Origin of the sequence: Chitinophaga tropicalis, assembly GCF_009758205.1 — a bacterium.
Classification (GTDB): domain Bacteria; phylum Bacteroidota; class Bacteroidia; order Chitinophagales; family Chitinophagaceae; genus Chitinophaga; species Chitinophaga tropicalis.
The window spans coordinates 258,387-280,973 of record NZ_WRXN01000012.1 but is presented as its reverse complement, the minus strand read 5'-3'; the positions used below and the strand labels follow the sequence as shown (position 1 = coordinate 280,973).

10 protein-coding genes are annotated in these 22,587 nt (G+C 45.2%); 3 read left to right on the top strand and 7 right to left on the bottom strand.

Annotated features, from left to right (window positions below; all coding sequences use genetic code 11):
• The 4 genes from GO493_RS23890 to GO493_RS23875 all read right to left on the bottom strand — a co-directional run.
• The coding region (locus GO493_RS23890; protein WP_198315818.1) for an IS256 family transposase at positions 1-622 on the bottom strand (622 nt) is incomplete at its 3' end.
• Positions 623-984: 362 nt separating this feature from the next.
• Complete coding sequence (locus tag GO493_RS23885; RefSeq protein ID WP_157308751.1) at positions 985-1,407, bottom strand: ester cyclase; 423 nt, start codon at positions 1,405-1,407, stop codon at positions 985-987.
• A gap of 121 nt (positions 1,408-1,528) precedes the next feature.
• The gene (locus tag GO493_RS23880) at positions 1,529-2,452 is read right to left on the bottom strand and encodes a ClpXP adapter SpxH family protein (protein ID WP_157308750.1); all 924 of its coding nucleotides are present in this window, start codon (positions 2,450-2,452) and stop codon (positions 1,529-1,531) included.
• 71 nt (positions 2,453-2,523) lie between these two features.
• Positions 2,524-2,931 carry a nuclear transport factor 2 family protein gene (locus tag GO493_RS23875; RefSeq protein WP_157308749.1) on the bottom strand — a complete coding sequence of 136 codons (408 nt, stop codon included), beginning with the start codon at positions 2,929-2,931 and terminating at the stop codon, positions 2,524-2,526.
• 64 nt (positions 2,932-2,995) lie between these two features.
• Here GO493_RS23875 and GO493_RS23870 point away from each other — a divergent pair, with 64 nt between their 5' ends.
• Positions 2,996-3,307, top strand: a complete 312-nt coding sequence (locus GO493_RS23870) for a winged helix-turn-helix transcriptional regulator (protein WP_157308748.1) — start codon at positions 2,996-2,998, stop codon at positions 3,305-3,307.
• A gap of 67 nt (positions 3,308-3,374) precedes the next feature.
• On the opposite strand, the gene sov is transcribed toward GO493_RS23870, so the two are convergent.
• A complete protein-coding gene (gene sov, locus GO493_RS23865; RefSeq protein WP_317165464.1) occupies positions 3,375-10,568 on the bottom strand; it encodes a T9SS outer membrane translocon Sov/SprA in 7,194 nt (2,397 codons plus the stop codon).
• 442 nt (positions 10,569-11,010) lie between these two features.
• Between sov and GO493_RS23860 the strand changes: the two genes are divergently transcribed.
• Together GO493_RS23860 and GO493_RS23855 are read left to right on the top strand one after the other, a co-directional pair.
• A complete protein-coding gene (locus GO493_RS23860) occupies positions 11,011-15,645 on the top strand; it encodes an MBG domain-containing protein (RefSeq protein ID WP_198315817.1) in 4,635 nt (1,544 codons plus the stop codon).
• A gap of 36 nt (positions 15,646-15,681) precedes the next feature.
• On the top strand, positions 15,682-20,787 hold the full coding sequence (locus tag GO493_RS23855; RefSeq protein WP_198315816.1) for an MBG domain-containing protein: 5,106 nt from the start codon (positions 15,682-15,684) through the stop codon (positions 20,785-20,787).
• A 72-nt stretch (positions 20,788-20,859) separates the two neighbouring features.
• Here GO493_RS23855 and GO493_RS23850 read toward each other — a convergent pair whose 3' ends face one another.
• Positions 20,860-22,179, bottom strand: coding sequence for a hemolysin family protein (locus GO493_RS23850; protein ID WP_157308745.1), 1,320 nt, complete (start codon positions 22,177-22,179; stop codon positions 20,860-20,862).
• A gap of 42 nt (positions 22,180-22,221) precedes the next feature.
• A complete protein-coding gene (locus tag GO493_RS23845) occupies positions 22,222-22,581 on the bottom strand; it encodes a winged helix-turn-helix transcriptional regulator (RefSeq protein WP_157308744.1) in 360 nt (119 codons plus the stop codon).
• Positions 22,582-22,587: the final 6 nt, after the last annotated feature.

Sequence of the window (22,587 nt, the reverse complement as noted above, 5' to 3'; positions counted from 1 at the left end):
CGGAAACATACATGCCTAGTAGATCTTTGCGTCCTTCAGTATTTATCCCTAAAATATTGTAAACGCAGCGGCTTCTCACGTGCCCATCCTCTTTTACCTTGTAGAACATAGCATCCAGCCAAACAATGCAGTAGATGGCCTCTAAGGGCCTGTTCTGCCATTCTTTTACAAGGGGAATAACCTTGTCTGTAATAGCTGAAAGGGTACCGGCTGATATGTCAGTATCATACATGTCTTTGATATGGGCGGAAATATCGCGAAAGCTCATTCCATGCCCATACATGCCAGTAATTTTATGTTCAAGACTTTCTGCAAGGATTGTTTCCCGCTTTTTGACAATTTGCGGATCGAATGTAGAAGACCGATCACGTGGTGTTTCAATATTAATGGTACCGTCTGCTGTTTTAAGCCGTTTGGGTGTATACCCATTTTTACGGTTACCATCTTCGCGCTGGACATCATCTAAATGCTCATCCAGCTCGCCTTCCATGGCCGCTTCCAGGAACTCCTTTAGCAAGGGCGCAAAGGCTCCATCCTTACCAAATAGAGACTTACCTGAGCGAAACTGTTCTAAGGCCTTTTTCTTGAGGCCGTCATAATCAAATTGATCATTCTTGCTCATAAAAAGAAACTTGTGTTAAAGGTCAGAAAATTATTTTTAACCTTTGACACAGTTCATTTTACAGTCTCTTAGCATTGGCAATCTTTCCATTGGTGGAACGGGGAAGGCGCGACAGCGCCTTCCCCCAATTTTAAGCTGTTGTCATTATATCTTCGATTCCATAATATGTAGTATCTGCTTTGTTGATAAAGTTAATGTTTTACTGAGTTCCTTAAAGTATTTTCTCTACTTGAAAATAATAATCAGAGGCTGCATCAAATTAGCTAATGCAGCCTCCTGAATATAGAAATGTTTTGTAAAGTACAACATACCTAAATAAAAAGACAATAGTCCTTTTTCTTACTGCCTGATGAACACTACCTTTATTTAAGGCCCAAGTCAATTAACATTTGTTCAACGTCTGCTGTGCTCCATCTTTCTATTAATAATCCATCCTCCCAACGTTGAAAGTCATGTGTTCGGAAACTGATTTTTTTGCCTGTTGCCGGCACACCCAGGTATTCACCAGAATGTGTACCGTACCATGTTACGCGGTGGGCGACAATATCACCTTCCGCTATTATGCTGTCATTGACAAATTTCAGATCGGGAAACGCAGCCTTAAAACCTGGTAAATAATTTTTTATTCCTTCTCTTGTCGGATCCATTCCTGGTAAAGGATCATGATTTATAAAATCAGGATGCACCAATTCATCCACGATATCAAAATTCCATTTGTTAAATGCTTCATCGTCAAATTTCCAGGAACGCTCTTTAAGTTCTTCAGTTGTCCACTTTTTTTTCATCTGATTTGAGTTAAACGTTATACAAATTATTCGTTCTAAAGATTTTCTCCAGCGGTAGTCAAACATCAATACAAACCTTTCAGGGCACGTGTATATTTATGTCACTATTGTCCAATCGCTATCAGGGATTGGCATTCCTAAATGTCCAAAGTGCTCCGTTTTTTGTTATCAATTTATCTAACTTCCCTTTGGTAGTTAATTCGTCCAGGATACTTTCACTTTCGTTTCTTGCCGCTCCTGTTAGTTCTGAAAATTCTTTCGCTGTCAGTGAAGAATACTTTGAGAATACAGAAAGCCAGGTTTTGTCATACTGGCTTTTTACAGTAGTTGGGTAAAGATTCAGTAAGGCATTTTCATAAAAACTGTATGGTCTTGAACCATAAACAATTTCAGTCTTTCCTGCTGTGTCAGCAAAAAATATTGTAGGGAAACCTTTTACTCCTAATTCTCTGCCTGATTGCAAATCTTTATTAAAAAGTTCTTTTGCTTCTCCTTCATAAGACTTTTTAAATTGGACAATGTTCAACCCAACATTCCTGGCAGCTAATTCCAGGTGCTCCCATTTTGTTATATTCTTTTTTTTCAGGAATACCATTTCTCTGATTTCACGAAGAAATAAAATTGCTTTTTCGTTGTCTTGTAGTTGGGCTGCCTTAAAGGCAATTGAAGGTGGATAAGAAGATGTTAATGGGTCTTCTAACCAAATATCGCCATCTATGGGCATATCATAATACATACTTACTTCATCCCAGTGGTGAGCAACATCAGCAGGTTTACTAATTCCTCCACTATTATAACTCCAATCAGGTAACAAACCACCCATTCTGTACTCTATTTCAATACTTCCCCCATATTCTAATTTAAGTTTCCGCAATTGAGGCTCTACGCCCCAACAGGAAGAGCAGATTGGGTCGGTGTAGTAAATAATCTTTATTGGCTTCCTTTCTGGCTTATAATTGTTACTATCAGCCGATCTCGTGTCGTGTGCAGGAAGTTCACAAATGCCATTTTCCGGATTGCACAATAAAGGGTTATTATTTTCCATTCTTTTTGTTTGAGCCTGACAAATTTTATGACCAAATAAGAGTATTGATATTAGAAGATAGCCGGATAGCTTCATCTTTGAAATAATTGGAATGAGAAGGCCGTATTTGAAAATTCTTCTAGTCGGGTTATTAAATTATTTTCAACAGTATAAACCTGTACCCATTTTTGTTCTAAGACTTCACTATTATTTTTTATTTTTTGCTTTTCACTGCCTAATACAACAACTGTATTTTGATCTGCAATCATCTTTGTTATCTGAAAATCCAGAATGTCAACATTATTCATAATGTTCATAATGAAGTTTACAGCACCTTCCTTGCCCTGATAAGTTCCGTTATATGGAATACCGTCTACTCCGTGATAAATCCAAACGGTGTCTTCTGATAATGTTTGTTTAAGAGATTCCAAATCACCTTTACCAAATGCTGTTAACATTTCTTGCACTACAGTAAGTGCTTTTACCGTTTCTTGTATCATAAATATTATTACTTTTGCGTAAAGTTCAGCGTAATAATTTACGCCTCCAATAAGTCACTTTTTTATGACTACTAAAAGAGCAATGGGAAAAAATGAAACTTGTCCTGCACAGGCCATCTTAAAACAATTGTCAGGCAAATGGAAGCCGGAAATTTTTCGTTTGGCTGTTGATGGCTCTTTACGTTTTAATAGTTTGTTGCGTCAAATTGAAGGGGCCAATAGGCAAACATTGTCTGTCGCTCTAAGAGAGTTGGAAGAAGTTGGCTTATTGCAAAAGGTTGTTATAAAGGAAAAACCCCTGCATATTGAATACTATCTCACCGAAAATGGAAAGACCTTAATTCCTTTCTTTAAGCAGTTAGAAAATTTGAAGTAGAGAACGCTTTCTAAGCATTAAGGCCCCGGATGTTTAAACACGAAGCCTGATTCTGAAATTATATACATCACTGCCCCAGCATAAACCTCAACGTCAACCCACCACTTGTGGTAATAGTGGGACTTGCTGTAGACAACACCGGTATGGTCTGCTTCCTCGTATAAAAGAATTTCAGGTTCATCCGCTTATTAAGCACATAATCAACAGAAGGCGCTATACTGATCACCTTTTGACCTGATGTAGGAACAGACACACTACCATCCAGCTGATGGTTAACAGACTTCTCATCACGATATCCTATATCCATACGCAGGTTCAGATCATTATCCAGCTTCCTGGAACCATCAGGCCCTATAGCAAAAGGCAGTATTAATCCTCTTATCCTGTAGCCGCCTCCGACGGTGATCTCACCTGTATGCGCTTCCACTAACTGGTAATCCGTCAGGTTAAGACTAAGAGAACGTGTGGTCCTGTATTCAATCCGCATATTCAGGTTATTCTTCAACGTCATATCAATACCCAGTAATGGCGACATCTGTTCCATCATGGTGATATTAGGCACCGTGTAATAAGGGACGTAGTTACCGGAGAGGGTATCAATAAAGCTGGGATTACCGAGCGACCATTTATCCAGGTACGTAGAAGTGCTGTTAAATGAATTCATACTGATATTGCTCACATAAGCATGCGTCAGTATCAGGCTTTGCACCAGGCTGCTGAAGGGCTCCAGCCTGCTCAAACCATCATAGGTAACCCGCCAGTTAGGCAGGGGGATAATGTTCCGGAAGGGATTGCTCCGCACTTTATCCAATCCCGAAGTAGCTATCAGCCCTATCTTCTCGGGATCTTTCCCCGTGTAGGCAGCAAGGAAAGAAGAGATCAGCACATTCTGTTCATACTTGCCATAACCATACATATAACTGGCATCGCCGGTATCATACACCGGCAGGTCAGGATCTTTTGTATAGGGGTTCTGATTCCAGTACCGCCTGGAAAGAATGGTACGGTAATTCCGGAAGTTGGTAAAAGCCTTTGCTAACCCACCCTTGCCAAAGAACGTTTTCAGCATAATGGAAGTGACCTGGAAACCTCCTGTTTCATAGGGATCAAGATGTTCATAGTTACCAGCACCGTAACGGTCTTTGAACAGTTCTGTATGTGTTTTTGAGAACGTTTTTGTGAGTGACAGATCAATCCGCAAACTGTTGACAGGTTCTAACTGTGCCTGTACATTGAGCGATTGTGAGAACTGCTGGCGGAACTGTGAGTTGAACAGCGTATCCCGGCTTATCAGTCCCTTACGTGCTTTTTCATCCAGCCATTTTGAATCCGGCTGATACCCGAATACAAATGCCAGCCCTGGCTGCATACTGCGCCAATTCATACCTAATGCCTGTGTACTGTCCATATACCCCGGTAAACTGGTATAGTTATTTTCGGAGTAGTTAATGCTGATCCTTTTAACAGCCAGCAACGGCTTCAGTAATCCTTTTACCAATGGAGATATTTCTGGTGGCGGAGGCTCCGCCGGTTTCTTTGCAGCAGCTGTATTCTTGCCTGGCGTTGATTTAGCCGGTTGCTGCGGATTGGCGGTGACCTGTTTCAGGAATTTTGATTTATTATAAAGATCACTCAGTTTGAACTCTGCTACTATGGTAGTGGCCTGCGAGTTCTCTATTGTATTACCCTGTATCCTGTTGGACAGAGAAGCGGCCGTCCACCGGTACTGGGCAGTATAGTTCACGGCAATGCTGGTCCAGTTCAGTAATGGCAGTTTGTTCATAGGAAGTGCATACGTGGCATTGAATGTCTGGAAGTAATTGGTGGTGCGTCCCAGCTTTTTCAGGTTAGACCATAAGCTGTCTTTCTTTGCCTGTGTATTGATACGCCCTTCAGGTTCATCTACCCTGGCATTGTTGACTGCTGTAAGGTCAAAGCTGAGATTGCGGGTAAGGTCCCATTTCAGCCCATAATAACGGTCAAAGTTAAAGTATTTGCTGTACGTTTCCCTGAGCTTATAATCACTTCCCACATTCCGCAACCGGGTGGCGCTGAACTGCCTGTTCAGATCTGCACGGAAGTTGACGGAAGACGGCAGCGGATTGAAATTGAAATCTCTTATCAACGCCAGCCAGGCTGATTTGCTTTTGAACAGTTTTTTAAATGGCTGTATGTATTTGCCTTGTGTACTATAGTTGTAACCCAGCACACCCCTGTTCTTTGTCAGCTCATAATTTTCTGTGATAGGGTTGTGCTGCCTGGTGCCGGTATAGGCATAGGTAAGGTCCAGGTTCTCAATACTCCAGGGTTTGAGCTTCTTTTTCCCGTTACTGAGTTTTCTCATGTTGGTCACATTCAGGCTGGTGATAGTGGTCACATCCTGCGCCTGCTGCCGGATAGAGTCCCGCTGCCGCTTGCTGGTAGCCATGTTGAGCTTGTCTTTCAGTTTGATGTCTGCATCAAAAGGATCATATTCCGGCAGACTATTGGATTTCGACTGACCAGCATAAACAGGTATAGCTATATTGGCTTTCTTTGGTAATAACTTACCCATATCCAGGCTAAGAGAAGCATCGTATTGTGTCAGGTTATCCTGGAACCGTTCATTCACACTCTGGTTTACAGCGCCATAACCGGCGGTATGCATATTGCCGCTAAGCGCCAGCGTACCAAGATCTGCCAATTGCAGGTTTAAACGGCCGGTGGCGGCATAACCACCTTTCTCGTCCATACCGCTCAGCCGTAGTTCATCAAACCATATCTCGCCACATTTGGGTGAACCATCATTCTGTGGATTGTATACCGCTATCATCATTGCTTCCACATTTCCCAGGTTGGGGTTGCCTATTACAGCAATGGTATTGCCGCCTGTCAGCGTTTTTTCATAAAGTGTAGTAGTGGATGCTCCTGCATTGTTCCGTGTCAGCTTCAGGTTGCTGAAGTCTGTGAGAAGAAGGTTCAGCTCATTTTCAGTGGGCCATATGGCAGTTTGCGATTTAGAGCCGAAGGCCGTTTTTTTCAACGGGATACGGTATTCATAGAAGTTCTCGGTAAAGTCGCTTCCCAGGCGGATAACGGCTTCCAGGTCGTTATCATTCAGGGAGGCCTCGTTATCTACTGCTTCAGCGTGAATGAACATCTGCAGTTTTTTATAGCGCCGGAGGTCCATTCCCAGGGTTTTGTAAACGGCTCTGCCTTTGCCGTCCTGCAGGTTGCACACCTGCATGGAAAGAGATTGCTCATTGAGAAGAAGGGTAGTGTTGCTGGTGCTGACGGTTGATGAACGTTGCAATCCCGGGGGCAGCACATATGGTACCGGTGTACGGGAAGCATTTTCTTCTATGTTCACGGCGGTAGTGTTGAAGGTAGTAGCCGTGCTGGTATTTACCATATCTCCTGCACCTGTCTGCAGTTCATAACGGTATTGCCTCCACTGGTTGCGTACCAGTCCGAGTTTGCCGAAGCGCAGTACTACAGAGTCCTGGAAGTTGGTCAGGAACATGCGCATGAAGCGAATGGACTTGAAATCGGTAATACCGCCAATGGCAGCGTTGTACTGATCAACAGGTATCTTAAACTGGTACCATGTTTCTGTGGATGTGCTGCCATTGGCCAGTGTAACGTTGGTGTTGATCTTATCTACAATGTAGTTGGCGCCTATTTCCATATTGGGCTGCATATGCACCCGGTACTGGAAATAAGCTTCCGTTTCATTCATGGTGTTATCATTGTTAAGATCTTCCGATTCAGGAGTATTCGTTGCCGCGGAAGAGTAAGTGGCATTGCCGCTGGTGGCGGGCGAGTTGCCTTCCGGCATGCTGAAACGTTTGTACCGGCGTTGTATAGACAGTTGTTCTGCATCATAATCATCGCCCCGGTAGTAGTGGTAATTATCGTTGGAGGGATCTGCAAGCGCTGCCTGGTAGACAGGGGAGTTAGCGCCGAAATTGTTCCTCAGCTGTGTAAGGTAAGCAGACCGGAATGCCGCTTCATCTGCACTGCCCAAGCCATCATATCCTACGTCCTGGTACTGCCTTACGGAAGCATCATTATCAAACGCCCTGGTCAGCTGTTGCTCATAGTTAGGCACTCTGCCCCAGCTGCTGGAGTCATAGTTGATAGTGGTTGACGGGCTTTTCAACCCGTTCTCAAAGAACTTGCGGGAATCTTTCAGCACATCTTCAGAAATACTGCCCAGGTTGAAATAGAGATCGCCGCCGGTACTGGTAGGTGCTTTAATGAACGGGTCCTGCAACCAGAATTCTATGTACTGTATATTGGAATTTTCAAAGTCGGTATTATCCAGCGAACGCATGATCCCTGCCCAGCGTTTTTTAGGCGATTTAAGCGTACCATTATCATTCAGCGCTGTTCTGTCAGTCTCGAAGTTATAAGGGCCGCGCTGGTCAGGATAATACGCCAGATCAAGCGTAGGCAGCTGGGTCTGGGAATACCCGGTTGAGATATTCGGGAAGATCTCCTGCTGATATACGATACGTACCCTGGGGTCTGACTGGTCATCGCGGGTGATGCCTGCAGGCAGTCCCGTGGTGGATGTGAGCTGCAGGGTAGGCTCTATAATATACCAGGCCAGCAATGCCCTGTTCTTGCCATAGCCCAGGGAGTCTATCTGGGTAGCTTCGGGGAACATTATTGCCCCAGTGCTGTCTGTTGCACCGGCAGGAGTGGAGGCCAGCACCCAGCTGGAGGAGGGGCTTTTCAGGTCATAGTTGCTTTGAGTGCCTTCAAAATCGTCTATGTATATCTGTCCCTCGCTGGTGCCGAAGTTGTTGATCAGCTTACTGTGACCGGGAAACAGGCGGGCGCCTTCTCCGCTCAGGCTGATCATGGACGGGGTTTTAGTACTGTAATAGGGCAGCTTGTCCAGCAGTCTTGTCAGGCCCTTCCATTCGGAATTGTAATTACCATCTAAGCCTACTACGGTATTGTTGATAGGATCTTCTCCATAGTTCACTTTATTGGTATACGGGCGTTCACTCATATGCACGATAGTAGAGCCGATATTCAGCTTGTCATTGATGGCATAATCCAGCCGGGTGCCGCTGTAGTTACGTACCTGCTGACCATAAAGCCCGCCGTTCTCGAAAGATACGTTGATAGTGTTACCGGAGCTGAGTATACCATCGTTGATGATCTTCACCCTGCCCAGGTTATAATCCACCACATAGTCAATATTCTCTGTCAGCGTTCTGCCGCCGGAGGTAACTGTTACGGAGCCTGAAGGAATATTGAAGGCGTTAAGAGATACTTCTGATGAGCTGCCGGCCTTGTATGAGCCTTTGAGCAGGAAGCGGTTCAGAGCGGTGAACTGTTCTGCCGCTGTTTTGGTAGAGTCATACAGCTGGGTGTAGAGGTATTGTTTTTCCAGGGCAGCATCTCCCCCGAAAGCTTTAGCCAGGTCTTTACCAAAGGGCTCCAGCACAGGAAAGATGATCCTGCCGTTGGAAGGATCTATGGTATAACCGCTCACGAAGTCAAACACACCGTCCGGTTGCGGGTCGTTATTATTATTGAGATTATCGAGGTTGACTATGGAGATGATAGGAGCCCCGCTCCAGCTGTCAACCGCGTCCGGGAGATAACGTCGTTGGCTGGATGCGCGACTGTCATTGCCCGGATCATTGTAATAGATGTCCATCGTAAAGTCAGTATTACTGACCTGGTAGGCGCCGGTGGAGTAGATGTTCTTCATCATCAGGTCCCATATGGGCAGGGCTGGACGGGCGGCGGTAGCCTTCAGCATTTTCAGGAAAAGGACCCTGCTGTTGGCGCTGTTGCTTTCATCAGGGGGGAGGTCCTGGGCAAAGTCGCCCACCTTATAGGTACGCCCGTTGTAGCTATACTCGTATGCTACTGCCAGCACCTGGTCTGAAGCCAGCTGGCTATTAAGTGATATATATCCCAGTTTTCTGTTGACGGTGTACTCTGTACTGTCCAGCTTGCGGGCATAGGTCTTCTCATAATCCTGTACAGGCGCCAATCCGGCCGCCTGCAGCCTGCTTACTACTGTGAATGGGTTCCTGGCGGCATCGTCATTGAGGTTGCTGTACAGGTTATTAATACCGTTGAAGGGTAATTTGCCTCCTGAGATTACCTGCACTGCACTGGTATTATAAGGATTGTATTCTGCCAGGTCCATCAGTGCTACTACGTTCCGTGTATTCGTGGTGGTGCCGGTCTTGTTGGTGACCCATACTTCCAGCCTGGTGATATTCACCATAGAGCGTACGGAGGGCAGGTTGCCCATTGCGTAGTTGAAAGTATCCCTGAAGAACTGCGCCATGAGGAAGTGACGGTTGTCGTCATAGGCGTTGGCTTTGATGGTATAAGACTGCGATTGTGAGCCTCCTTTCAGCGTCAATGTCTGTTTTTCTGATTTCTGGCTGGAGAGTACGCTGGTTATCATTAACCGGCCGAACTGCAATTGTGTTTTTATCCCAAAGAGGGATTGCATACCACTGATGAGGGAACTGCTTAGTGGGAAGCTTACGTTCCCTGCTTCTATCTTTTTGATGATCTCATCTGAATAACCGGTGTATTCCAGTTTGATCTGGTTCTCAAAATCGAAGGTGGATTGAGTGTTATAGTTGGTGATGATCTTCAGTTTGTCACCTATTTTACCGGTAACGTTCAGATTAATGTTCATATCCATGGCAAGTCCTCCGCTTCTGCGGGCCTGTTCGGTGAGGACGGGGTTATTGATGTACTGTCCGTCGTAACCCAGAGAGACCTCCAGGAACCCCTGGGGTTTGATATCTACTTTATTACCGCCAAAGAGGCGGTCAAAGAGGTTGTTGCTTTTTACCAGGGCAGGTTCATTGCCGGTGCGGTTTAAATTACCGAGGGTAGCGGCGCGTTTGCGGAAATATTCTTCTTCGCTTTTACGGGACTGGAGGTCATAAAAATCCTTAAAGCTCATAAGGGTAGGCTGACGGTAGTAGCTGTCGCCAATCTTTTCTGAAATGGTATACTGTCCGGTTACCGGGTCATATTCTACTGACTGTTTAATACCGGAAGGATCTTTCAGATCCATAGTATTCCTGGCTCCTTCAATCAATTGAGGGGCATGCCTGTCAGTGATAGGATATTTCAGGGTATCGGGCGTTGCTTTCACAGGTATAACAGAATCGCGCGTTATGGAGTGTACATAACGTCGCTGTATGTCTCCTGCGGCAGTACCAGCAATAAAAAGGCATATCATACCTGCAATGCCGGCAGGTTTTCTAAGGGATTTCTTCACGAGTTCTGTCTGGTAAGCAATAGTTCCTTGCTGACAGCACTGAGATTATAGGGAATGGCATGTATAGAAACGGGGGAGTGGAAAACGTATTGTCTGCAAACTACAGAGAGGAAGATTCCATAGATGAACGGGGAAGAAAAACCGGTATACCCGAATAGAAGCTCCCTCAAGAGATATGAGCCGGCGCAATTCTTCAAAACTACATGCCGGTGTCAATTAATTCATGTGTTAAGGAGGGCGGCTCGACGTGGTTGTTTATAACGTGTTGATTATAAATAACTCTCCTTTCTGTAGTGTAACATTTTGTAACATGTATACACTTTGTCGATACCTGTTATTGGCTTTTTATAAATCTCTTTTTGAGCTTTGGGCCGTTTCTGCCTATGCCTTTGGCCCCAGGTCAGAATATCTGTTTCTCAAAATCTTACAGCAAAGTTATCTGATGAAGAAAATTTTACTCTTCCTTTTATTTATAGGGTACAGCCTGACAGGTATAGCACAGCGTACCGGCCTTTTTTCTTATACTCCCTCTTCCGGGCCGGTGGGAACCTTAGTAACAATAACGGGTTTTAATCTGAGCTCTATTGTAAATGCGACTATTGGCGGAACAAACGCTATTATTATATCGAAGACAGACACCAGGCTGGTGGCTATGATCATGCCCGGGGCGGTAACAGGCAACCTGGTCCTTACAACAAATACCGGTGCAGTTCTTGGTGGCAGCTACTTCCCGGTTACTATAACTCCCACACCTGCTCCGAACATACAACAGGGTAATAAACTGGTTGGGACGGGGAATACCGGAGCTGCATATCAGGCTTATTCAGCCGCTATCAGCGCCGATGGTAATACTGCCATTGTGGGTGGATATGCGGATGACAATGGTAAGGGAGCGGCATGGGTCTTCACCAGGAGCGGAGAAACCTGGACACAGGAGGGTAGTAAGCTGGTAGGGACGGGGGCGACGGATGCCAGTACTGATCTGGGCTGGTCAGTTGCTATCAGCGCTGATGGGAATACTGCTTTAGTAGGCGGAATTGGTGATGGTAATACAGGAGCTACCTGGGTCTTTGTCAGAAGTGGAGGTGTCTGGACCCAGGAGGGTAGCAAACTGACAGGCACGAACGGGATCGGTTCGCAGCAGGGCGTTTCCGTATCTCTCAGTGCTGATGGGAATACTGCTTTAGTAGGTGGGCCTACTGATAATAATGGAAAGGGTGCTGCATGGGTATTTGTCAGAAGTGGAGGAGTCTGGACGCAACAGGGTAACAAACTGGTAGGTACGGGTAATGCCGGGGATGCAAATCAGGGCGCTGCTGTATCGCTCAGCGCTGATGGTAATACTGCCATACTGGGAGGAACGCAGGATAATGGTGGTATAGGGGCTGCATGGATATTCACCAGGAGTGGAAGCACCTGGACACAACAGGGGAATAAGCTGGTAGGTACGGGCAATACAGGAAATTCGGAACAGGGTACTTCTGTAGCGCTTAGCGCTAATGGTAATACAGCTATTATAGGTGGGATAAGTGACAATAACAGTGTAGGCGCTGCCTGGGTATTTGCCAGAAGTGGTAGTAGCTGGTCGCAGCAAGGCAGCAAACTTGCAGGGACAGATGCTGCTACGGGCTTTGGCTGGGAGGGGCGTTCTGTATCGCTTAGTGCTGATGGTAATACTGCCATTGTGGGAGGTTCGCAGGATAATGGTAATGAGGGAGGTGTATGGGTGTATACCCGGAGTGGAAGCACCTGGACGCAGAAGGGTAACAAGCGGGTAGGTACAGGTGGGGCCGGACCGGCGGCACAGGGTAACAGTGCAGCACTCAGTGCCGATGGTAATACTTTTATTTCAGGCGGATGGTTCGATGCCAGTGGCACTGGCGCTGCATGGATATTCAAATATGCCTCTGATAATGCCAATCTCTCTGCATTAACCCTCAGTTCAGGTACCTTATCACCTGTCTTTGACCCTGCTATTATTGCTTATACAGCAAGTGTAAACAATACAGTCAGCAGTATTACGGTTACGCCGGTACGGGAAGAAGCAAATGCTACTATAGAAGTACAGGTAAACGGTGGGGGATATGCAGCTGTGGAAAGTGGAAGTGCATCGGGGAATTTAGCGTTAAATACAGGCAGCAACACAATTGATATAAAGGTTACCGCTGCTGATGGTATCAATGTTAAGATATATACTGTTACAGTAACCAGGCTTGAAGAACAGGTCATCACATTTACAGCATTGGCAAACCATACCTATGGTGATCCTGATTTTATGCTGGCAGTAACAGGAGGCGCTTCCGGTAATCCCGTTACTTATACCAGCTCAGATATGACTGTTGCTACTATCAGCGGTAATACAGTAACTATTCTTGCAGCTGGTACCACCACTATCACGGCCAGCCAGGCAGGAGATGCAACTTACGATGCTGCTGCAGATGTAACACAGGTGCTGACTATAGATAGAAAGAACATCACCGTAACGGCAGATGCTAAAATCAAAAACTATGGAGATGCTGACCCTGTGCTCACTTACACTTTTTCACCTGCTCTTGTAACCGGAGATGCCTTCACTGGTATATTGGACAGAGCAGCGGGAGAAAACGTGGGTGCCTATGCTATCAATCAGAATACACTCGCGCTGAACAGCAATTATATATTGAACTATACCAGTTCGGATCTGACGATAGGTGCAAAAGCAGTTACCATCACTGCAGATGCCAAAAGCAAAACCTACGGCGATGCTGATCCTGCACTTACTTATACTTTCACACCAGCCCTGATAACAGGCGATGCCTTTACAGGTGTATTGAGCAGAACTACCGGAGAAAATGCAGGTACTTATACTATCAATCAAAACACACTCTCTTTAAATAGTAATTATGCCTTAAATTATATAGATGCAGATCTGACGATAGGTACAAAAGCAGTTACTGTTACAGCTGATGCTAAAAGTAAGACTTATGGAGACGCTGATCCGGCGCTCACATATACTTTCATCCCTGCCCTGATAGCAGGAGATGTGTTCACCGGTACATTAAGCAGAGCCGCTGGAGAAAATGTTGGTACTTATGCTATCAATCAGAATACACTCGCACTGAACAGCAACTATATATTGAACTATACCAGTGCCGATCTGACGATAGGTACAAAAACAGTTACTGTTACTGCTGATGCTCAAAACAAAACCTATGGCGATGCAGATCCTACATTTACTTATACTGTTACGCCGGCACTTGTAATGGGAGACTCGTTTACAGGAGTATTGGGCAGAACCGCCGGGGAGAATATTGGTACTTATGCTATTCATCAGAATACCCTTGCGTTAAATAGTAACTATGTATTGAACTATACCAGTGCTGATCTGACAATAGCTAAAAAGACAGTTGTTGTTACTGCTAATGCTCAAAGCAAAACCTACGGCGATGCTGATCCGGTGTTCACTTATATTGTTGCACCGGCTCTGGTAACAGGTGACGGCTTTACAGGTGCGTTGAGCAGAACCGCCGGAGAAAGTATTGGTACTTACAGTATCAATCAGAATTCCCTCTCGTTAAACAGCAACTATGTATTGAACTATGCCAGTGCAGATCTGACAATAGGCAAAAAGACAGTTGTTGTAACTGCTGATGCTCAAAACAAGATCTACGGCGATACTGATCCTGCACTCACTTACACTTTCGCACCGGCTCTTATAACAGGAGATGCGTTTACAGGCATATTGAGCCGAACTGTGGGAGAAAGTATTGGTACTTACAGCATCAATCAGAATACTCTCTCATTAAATAGCAACTATGTATTGAACTATGCCGGCGCTGATTTGACGATAGGAGCTAAGACAATTACCGTTACTGCAGACACTAAAAGCAAAACCTACGGCGATACTGATCCTGCGCTTACTTATACTTTCACGCCTGCTTTGATAACAGGAGATGCCTTCACCGGTACATTAAGCAGAACCGCCAGTGAAAACGTTGGTACATACAGTATCAACCAAAACACGTTGAGCCTGGGTCAGAATTACATATTAAATTATACAGCCGCTGATCTTACCATTAAGAAAAAGTCACTGACCATCTCAGCTGACGATAAGAATAAAGTATTCGGTACAGCAAACCCTATACTGAGTGCAACTTATACAGGATTTACCGGTACAGATAATGAGACTGTATTGAATACGCCTGTTGTATTAACTATTACAGCTGATATTAACTCTCCGGTAGGGACTTACCCTATCAGGGCAGGTGGGGCAACATCACAAAATTATGATATCAGCTTTGTGGATGGTACGCTGACCATCACCTCTTCTAATCAGCATATTGACTTCGAAGCGCTTGAAGATAAACTCTCTACAGATGGCACCTTTACATTAACGGCAACAGCTACGTCCGGGTTACCTGTTATCTATACCAGCAGTAACTCTGCTATAGCCAGGATCGTTAATGGCAACCAGGTGGAGATCCTGCACGCAGGAACCGTTATAATCACTGCCAGCCAGGATGGCAACGTCAATTACACGGCGGCCACACCGGTTTCTCAGCAACTGACAATCCTCGACAATCCTCTTCCGGTGATTGTGATTGAAAGCAATAAGGGAAGCAGCATCAGTAAAGGAGAAACAGTGCTGCTGACAGCTGGCGGAGCGAATACTTATCAATGGTTGGCAGCCAATGGCATTGTTAGCGGAGAGAACACCTCTGTACTGACCGTCCGCCCATCCGTCACTACTACTTACACTGTTACAGGCTCAAATCAATACGGCAGAAGCAGTACCCAGACATTTACCCTTGAGGTAAAAGACGACCTGGAGGCGACCGGAGCCACCAATATTCTCACTCCCAACGGTGATGGTATCAATGACTACTGGATTGTCAGGAACATAGATATGTTCCCTAACAACGAGGTGAAGATATTTGACCGTAGCGGCAGACTGGTATATACAAAGAAAGGCTATACCAACAACTGGGGAGCAACGGTAAATGGTAGTCCGCTGGCGGAAGGAACATATTACTACATCATTGATTTTGGTAATGGGGCTGGTATTAAGAAAGGCTTTATTACTATAGTCAGAAGATAAAGAGATCTCTTTTTATAAGTATTATAAAGTTATATGATGAAGAGAATTTTAATTTTCCTCTTATTTACAGGATGCAGCATAATAAGTACAGCAAAGCCTTTAGCGGGGCGGGCTGCACCTTCTATTGCTTCATTTACCCCGGCTTTAGGCCCGGTAGGTACATTGGTAACGATAACGGGGACTGATCTATCCGGTCTTACAGCACTAAGTATTGGAGGAAAAGCTGCGATTGCAGTCTCTAATACAGGCAGCAGCCTTGTAGCTATGGTCATGGCGGGAGCTGTAACAGGCAGCATATCTGTTACAACGGCTGCCGGTACAGCAACCAGCAGCAGTAATTTTATTATAACTATTTCGCCAGCGCCCAATGTACAGCAAGGTAGTAAACTGGTAGGTACGGGGAATGCAGGAACAGCACTACAGGGAACAGCTGTGGCTCTTAGTGCTGATGGTAATACTGCTGTTGTGGGCGGATATTCCGATAACAATGGAATGGGGGCGGCATGGATCTTCACCCGTAGCGGAGGGACCTGGTCCCAGCAGGGCAATAAGCTGGTCGGAACGGGGGCAACAGGAACTTATATCAGTCAGGGCCGGTCAGTTGGCATTAGCGCTGATGGTAACACCGTTATATTGGGCGGAATTACTGATAATGCCAATATGGGCGCTGCGTGGATATTTGTCAGGAATGGCACGACCTGGACCCAACAAGGTAACAAGCTGGTAGGTACCGGGAATACCGGAACTGCGTTTCAGGGGTATTCTGTGGCGCTCAGTGCTGATGGCAATACTGCCCTGGTAGGTGGAAAGTCTGATAACAGTGGTATAGGGGCTACGTGGGTATTTGTCAGGAGCGGTACTACCTGGTCGCAGCAGGGCAACAAACTGGTAGGCACCGGTGGTATTGGAAATCCGAATCAGGGAACTTCCGTATCGCTCAGTAGTGATGGTAATACTGCAATTGTGGGAGGAGAATCTGATAATAGTACTAAGGGGGCCGCATGGATATTTGTCAGAAGTGGTACTTCCTGGTCGCAGCAGGGCAGTAAACTGTTAGGTACGGGTAGTAGTGGAAATCCACATCAGGGACAGACTGTATCGATCAATGCTGATGGCAATACAGCTATTGTAGGTGGATTTGGTGATAATGGCGGTATTGGTGCTGCATGGGTATTTGTCAGAAGTGGTACTTCCTGGTCGCAGCAAGGCAGTAAACTTACAGCTACAGATATTTTAAGTCCCGGTTCCCTGGGCTATTCCGTATCACTCAGTGCTGATGGTAATACTGCAGTAGTAGGAGGAGCGACCGATAACTCCAGTGAAGGAGCTGCATGGGTATACACAAGAAGCGGAACTACCTGGACTCAGCAGGGTAACAAACGGGTTGGTACGGGTAATGTGGGAACAGCTACTCAGGGTATGTCTGTATCACTTAGCGCCGATGGAAATACCTTTATTTCAGGCGGTAATATGGATAATTCAAATATGGGCGCCACATGGGTATTCAGATATCTGTCTGATAATGCTGATCTGTCTGCATTGGCCCTTAGTTCGGGGACCTTATTGCCTGCCTTCAATTCAGGCACCACTGCTTATACAGCAAGTGTGGGCAATACTGTTGGTAGTATCACAGTTACGCCGGTGCAGGCAGAAGCGAATGCTACTGTAGCTGTACAGGTGAATGGGGGTGGATACACAAACGTGGCAGCAGGTAATGCCTCAGGCCCTTTGGCGCTGAATGTGGGTAGTAATACAATTGATGTAAAAGTTACTGCTGCCGATGGTACTACTGTTAAAATATACACCGTTACGGTAACGAGGCGTGAAACACAGACCATTACATTTACAGCCTTGTCAAACAGCACTTATGGTGATGATCCTTTCAACCTGCCGGCATATGGAGGGGCGTCAGGCAACCCTTTAACCTTTACCAGCTCCAATACTACTGTAGCTACCATCAGTAACGGCACTGTTACCATTCTTGCTGCAGGCACTACTACTATTACGGCCAGCCAGGCAGGCAATGCAAACTACGATGCCGCAGCAGATGTAATACGGACGCTGGTCGTAAATAAAAAGAGCATTACTGTAACAGCTAATGCTCAAAGCAAAACTTACGGTGATGCTGATCCGGCGCTTACATATACTTTCACTCCAGCTCTTGTAGCCGGAGATGCCTTTACGGGCACATTAAGCCGGGCAGCCGGAGAGAACATTGGTGCATACGCCATCAATCAAAATACCCTCGCTTTAAGCGGTAACTATATACTGAACTATACCGGTGCTGATCTGACGATAGGTACAAAAACAATTACTGTTACAGCCAACGCTCAAAGTAAAACATACGGTGATGCTGATCCTGTACTCACCTATACATTTACACCTGCCCTGGTAACAGGAGATGCCTTTACGGGCACATTGGGGAGGGCCGCCGGAGAGAATGCTGGCCTCTATACCATCATTAAGAATACCCTTACGTTGAATAGCAACTATGTGTTGAATTATACCGGTGCAAATTTAACCATCGGTAAAAAGACCATCACCGTCACAGCCGATGATCAGCGTAAAGGTTATGGTGATGCTGATCCCGTACTTACTTATACATTTACACCTGCGCTTGTGACCGGAGATGCGTTTACAGGCACATTGAAAAGAATGGCGGGAGAGAATATCGGTACTTACAATATCAAACAATACTCGCTTGCGTTAAACAGCAACTATATATTGGATTATTACGATGCTGATCTGACAATAACCCGGAGGATAATTGCAGTTACGGCAGATGCCAAAAGTAAAACTTATGGCGATGCTGATCCGGCGCTCACTTATACTTTCACACCGTCACTTTTAGCAGGAGATGGGTTTGCAGGTACATTAAGCAGGACCGCCGGAGAAAGCGTTGGTTCATACACCATTGATCAGAACACGCTCTCGTTAAATAGCAACTATACCCTGATCTATACCACCGATTTACTGACGATTGGAGCAAAAGCAATTACCGTTACTGCTGGTGCTAAAAGCAAAACCTACGGGGATACTGATCCGGCACTCACATATACTTTTACTCCTGCGCTTGTAACCGGAGATGCCTTCACCGGTACGTTAAGCAGGGCGGCCGGAGAAAATTTTGGTACTTACGCTATCAATCAAAGTACTCTTGCTTTAAGTAGTAATTATGACTTAAACTATATAAGTGCTGATTTAACAATAGGTAAAAAGACAGTTGCTGTAACTGCTAATGCTCAAAACAAGACCTACGGCGATGCTGATCCTGCGTTCACTTATACTGTTGCACCGGCTCTTATAACAGGTGACGCTTTTACCGGTACATTAAGCCGAACTGCCGGAGAGGGTGTTGGTACTTACGCAATCAATCAAAATACTCTTTCCTTAAACAATAACTATATATTGAACTATACCAGCGCTGATCTGACAATAGGTGAAAAGACAGTTGTTGTTACTGCTAATGCTCAAAGCAAAACCTACGGCGATGCTGATCCTGTGTTCACTTATACTGTTGCACCAGCTCTGGTAACAGGTGACGGCTTTACAGGTGCGTTGAGCAGAACCGCCGGAGAAAGTATTGGTACTTACGCTATCAATCAGAATTCCCTCTCGTTAAACAGCAACTATGTATTGAACTATGCCAGTGCAGATCTGACAATAGGCAAAAAGACAGTTGTTGTAACTGCTGATGCTCAAAACAAAACCTACGGCGATACTGATCCTGCACTCACTTACACTTTCGCACCGGCTCTTATAACAGGAGATGCGTTTACAGGCATATTGAGCCGAACTGTGGGAGAAAGTATTGGTACTTACAGCATCAATCGGAATACTCTCTCATTAAATAGTAACTATGTATTGAGCTACACTGGTGCTGATTTGACCATAGGGGCCAAAGTAATCACTGTTACAGCTAATGCTCAAAACAAAACCTACGGCGATACAGATCCTGCCCTTACTTATACATTCACACCAGCTTTGATAACAGGAGATGCCTTTGCCGGTACATTAAGCAGAACCGCCGGTGAAAACGTTGGTACATACAGTATCAACCAAAACACGTTGAGCCTGGGTCAGAATTACATATTAAATTATACAGCCGCTGATCTTACCATTAAGAAAAAGTCACTGACCATCTCAGCTGACGATAAGAATAAAGTATTCGGTACAGCAAACCCTATACTGAGTGCAACTTATACAGGATTTACCGGTACAGATAATGAGACTGTACTGAATACGCCTGTTGTATTAACTACTACAGCTGATATTAACTCTCCGGTAGGGACTTACCCTATCAGGGCAGGTGGGGCAACATCACAAAATTATGATATCAGCTTTGTGGATGGTACGCTGACCATCACCTCTTCTAATCAGCATATTGACTTCGAAGCGCTTGAAGATAAACTCTCTACAGATGGCACCTTTACATTAACGGCAACAGCTACGTCCGGGTTACCTGTTATCTATACCAGCAGTAACTCTGCTATAGCCAGGATCGTCAATGGCAACCAGGTGGAGATCCTGCAGGCAGGAACCGTTATAATCACTGCCAGCCAGGATGGCAACGTCAATTACACGGCGGCCACACCGGTTTCTCAGCAACTGACAATCCTCGACAATCCTCTTCCGGTGATTGTGATTGAAAGCAATAAAGGGAACAGCATCAGTAAAGGAGAAACAGTGCTGCTGACAGCTGGCGGAGCGAATACTTATCAATGGTTGGCAGCCAATGGCATTGTTAGCGGAGAGAACACCTCTGTACTGACCGTCCGCCCATCCGTCACTACTACTTACACTGTTACAGGCTCAAATCAATACGGCAGAAGCAGTACCCAGACATTTACCCTTGAGGTAAAAGACGACCTGGAGGCAGTTGGCGCTACTAATATTCTCACTCCCAATGGCGATGGTATCAATGACTACTGGATTGTCAGGAACATAGATATGTTCCCCAACAACGAGGTGAAGATATTTGACCGTAGCGGCAGACTGGTATATACAAAGAAAGGCTATACCAACAACTGGGGAGCAACGGTAAATGGTAGTCCGCTGGCGGAAGGAACATATTACTACATCATTGATTTTGGTAATGGGGCTGGTATTAAGAAAGGCTTTATTACTGTTATCAGGAGATAAACCTCCGGATCAGCAAAAAAAATGCTTTTGCCGTCAAATGGCAAAAGCATTTTTTTATTAAAAAAGAAGATCTTAATCCTTATCATCATCCTTATTTACATTACAGATATTCACTTTTGCAATGCGGTGCTGATCCATTTTCACCACTTCCAGTTTCAGATTTCTCCATTTCATGCTATCTCCGGCCTGTGGTATTTTTCCCAGTTTATCTAATATAAAACCGCCCAGTGTAACAAAATTAGTATCGTTGATACGCTGCGGGTCTGCATCAATTCCCATCAGCTCCAGGAACTCTACGAAAGGCAGCTGGCCATCCACAAGAATACTGCCATCCTCATTTCGGATAACCTCATACTCAAACTCGTTCGTTTCAGATATATCGCCCACCAGTGCGTCTACAATGTCGTTAATGGTAACAAGCCCTTTAATGGAGCCAAATTCATCTACAACCATTGCCTGGTATATTCTTTCTCTTTTAAAGAGCTCCAGCAGCTGATATGTACGGTTATGTACAGTTACTACCAGCAGTTTACGGCTGATGGACTCAAGGTTATTAATTACGCCATTGAAATTATCACTGAGCAGATCTTTCGAGTATACGAAACCGGTAGTATGGTCCAGGTCTCCTTTTGCAAGGGGATAGACGGTATGTTTTTTAGTAAGGATTTTAGCTTTATTCACCTCAGGAGCATCCATTACATCCAGCCATACAACCTCATTACGTGGTGTCATGAGAGTAGATACGTGGCGGTCGCCCAGGTTGAATACGTTTTGGATAAGCGCTTTTTCTGTTTCCTCAATAACACCTCCCTGGTGGCTTTCGGCAATGATCACACGTAATTCTTCTTCCGTGTGTATATCTTCATGTTCATGTACGGGGCGTATTCCTACCAGGCGGAGTATAATGTTCGCTAACCCGTTCAGGATCCAGATAAAGGGCCTGAATACAACGTAAAATAATTTCAGGGGAAGTGCAATGGTGAAGGTGGTAGGCACAGGTTTGCGGATGGCGAGTGATTTTGGCGCCAGCTCTCCGAACACGATATGAAGAATGGTGATAGAGAGGAAAGCTACAGGTAATGCCGCGTTATGTGCAACCTGCTCGTTCAGGTTCAGCCCCAATGCGTGGAAAATATTAAGGATGAGGGTGGTCATCACTTTTTCTCCCACCCAGCCAAGGCCCAGCGATGCCAGGGTGATACCCAACTGTGTAGCGGCAAGATAGCCGTCAAGGTTATTGATAATGCTTTTTGCCACCTGCGAGACCGTTTTACTGCGGCCTGCGTTTACTTCTATCTGCGATGACCGGACTTTAACGATCGCAAATTCTGCCGCAACGAAGAATCCGTTCAGCAGTACCAGGAAGATGGTAAAAAATATGTCCAACGCCATTTTAGTGTGTCTTAGTTTAAAAGAGTGATCTTTAAGATAGTATTAATTCCCGTTTTTTGGTCTATGTACATCCCCCCAGTCAGATATGATCTGTAACATGGGTTTAAGTGAATGCCCGTCATTGGTTAATTCGTACTCCACACGGGGAGGCACTTCTGCGTATACCAGCCTTTTGATCAGCCCGTCTTTCTCCAGTTCTCTTAATTGTAATACCAATATACGTTCTGAAACGTCCGGGATGCTTTTTTTCAGCTCGCTGTAGCGCAGTTTACCATTTTTCATCAGGATCCAGAGGATGTTTGGTTTCCATCTGCCACCTATCAGATCAAGGGTGTACGCCATCCCACAATTCAGGTTTATGTTATTCCTGTTCAATGTATTAGTTGAGCTTTCCTTTCTCATTACTTA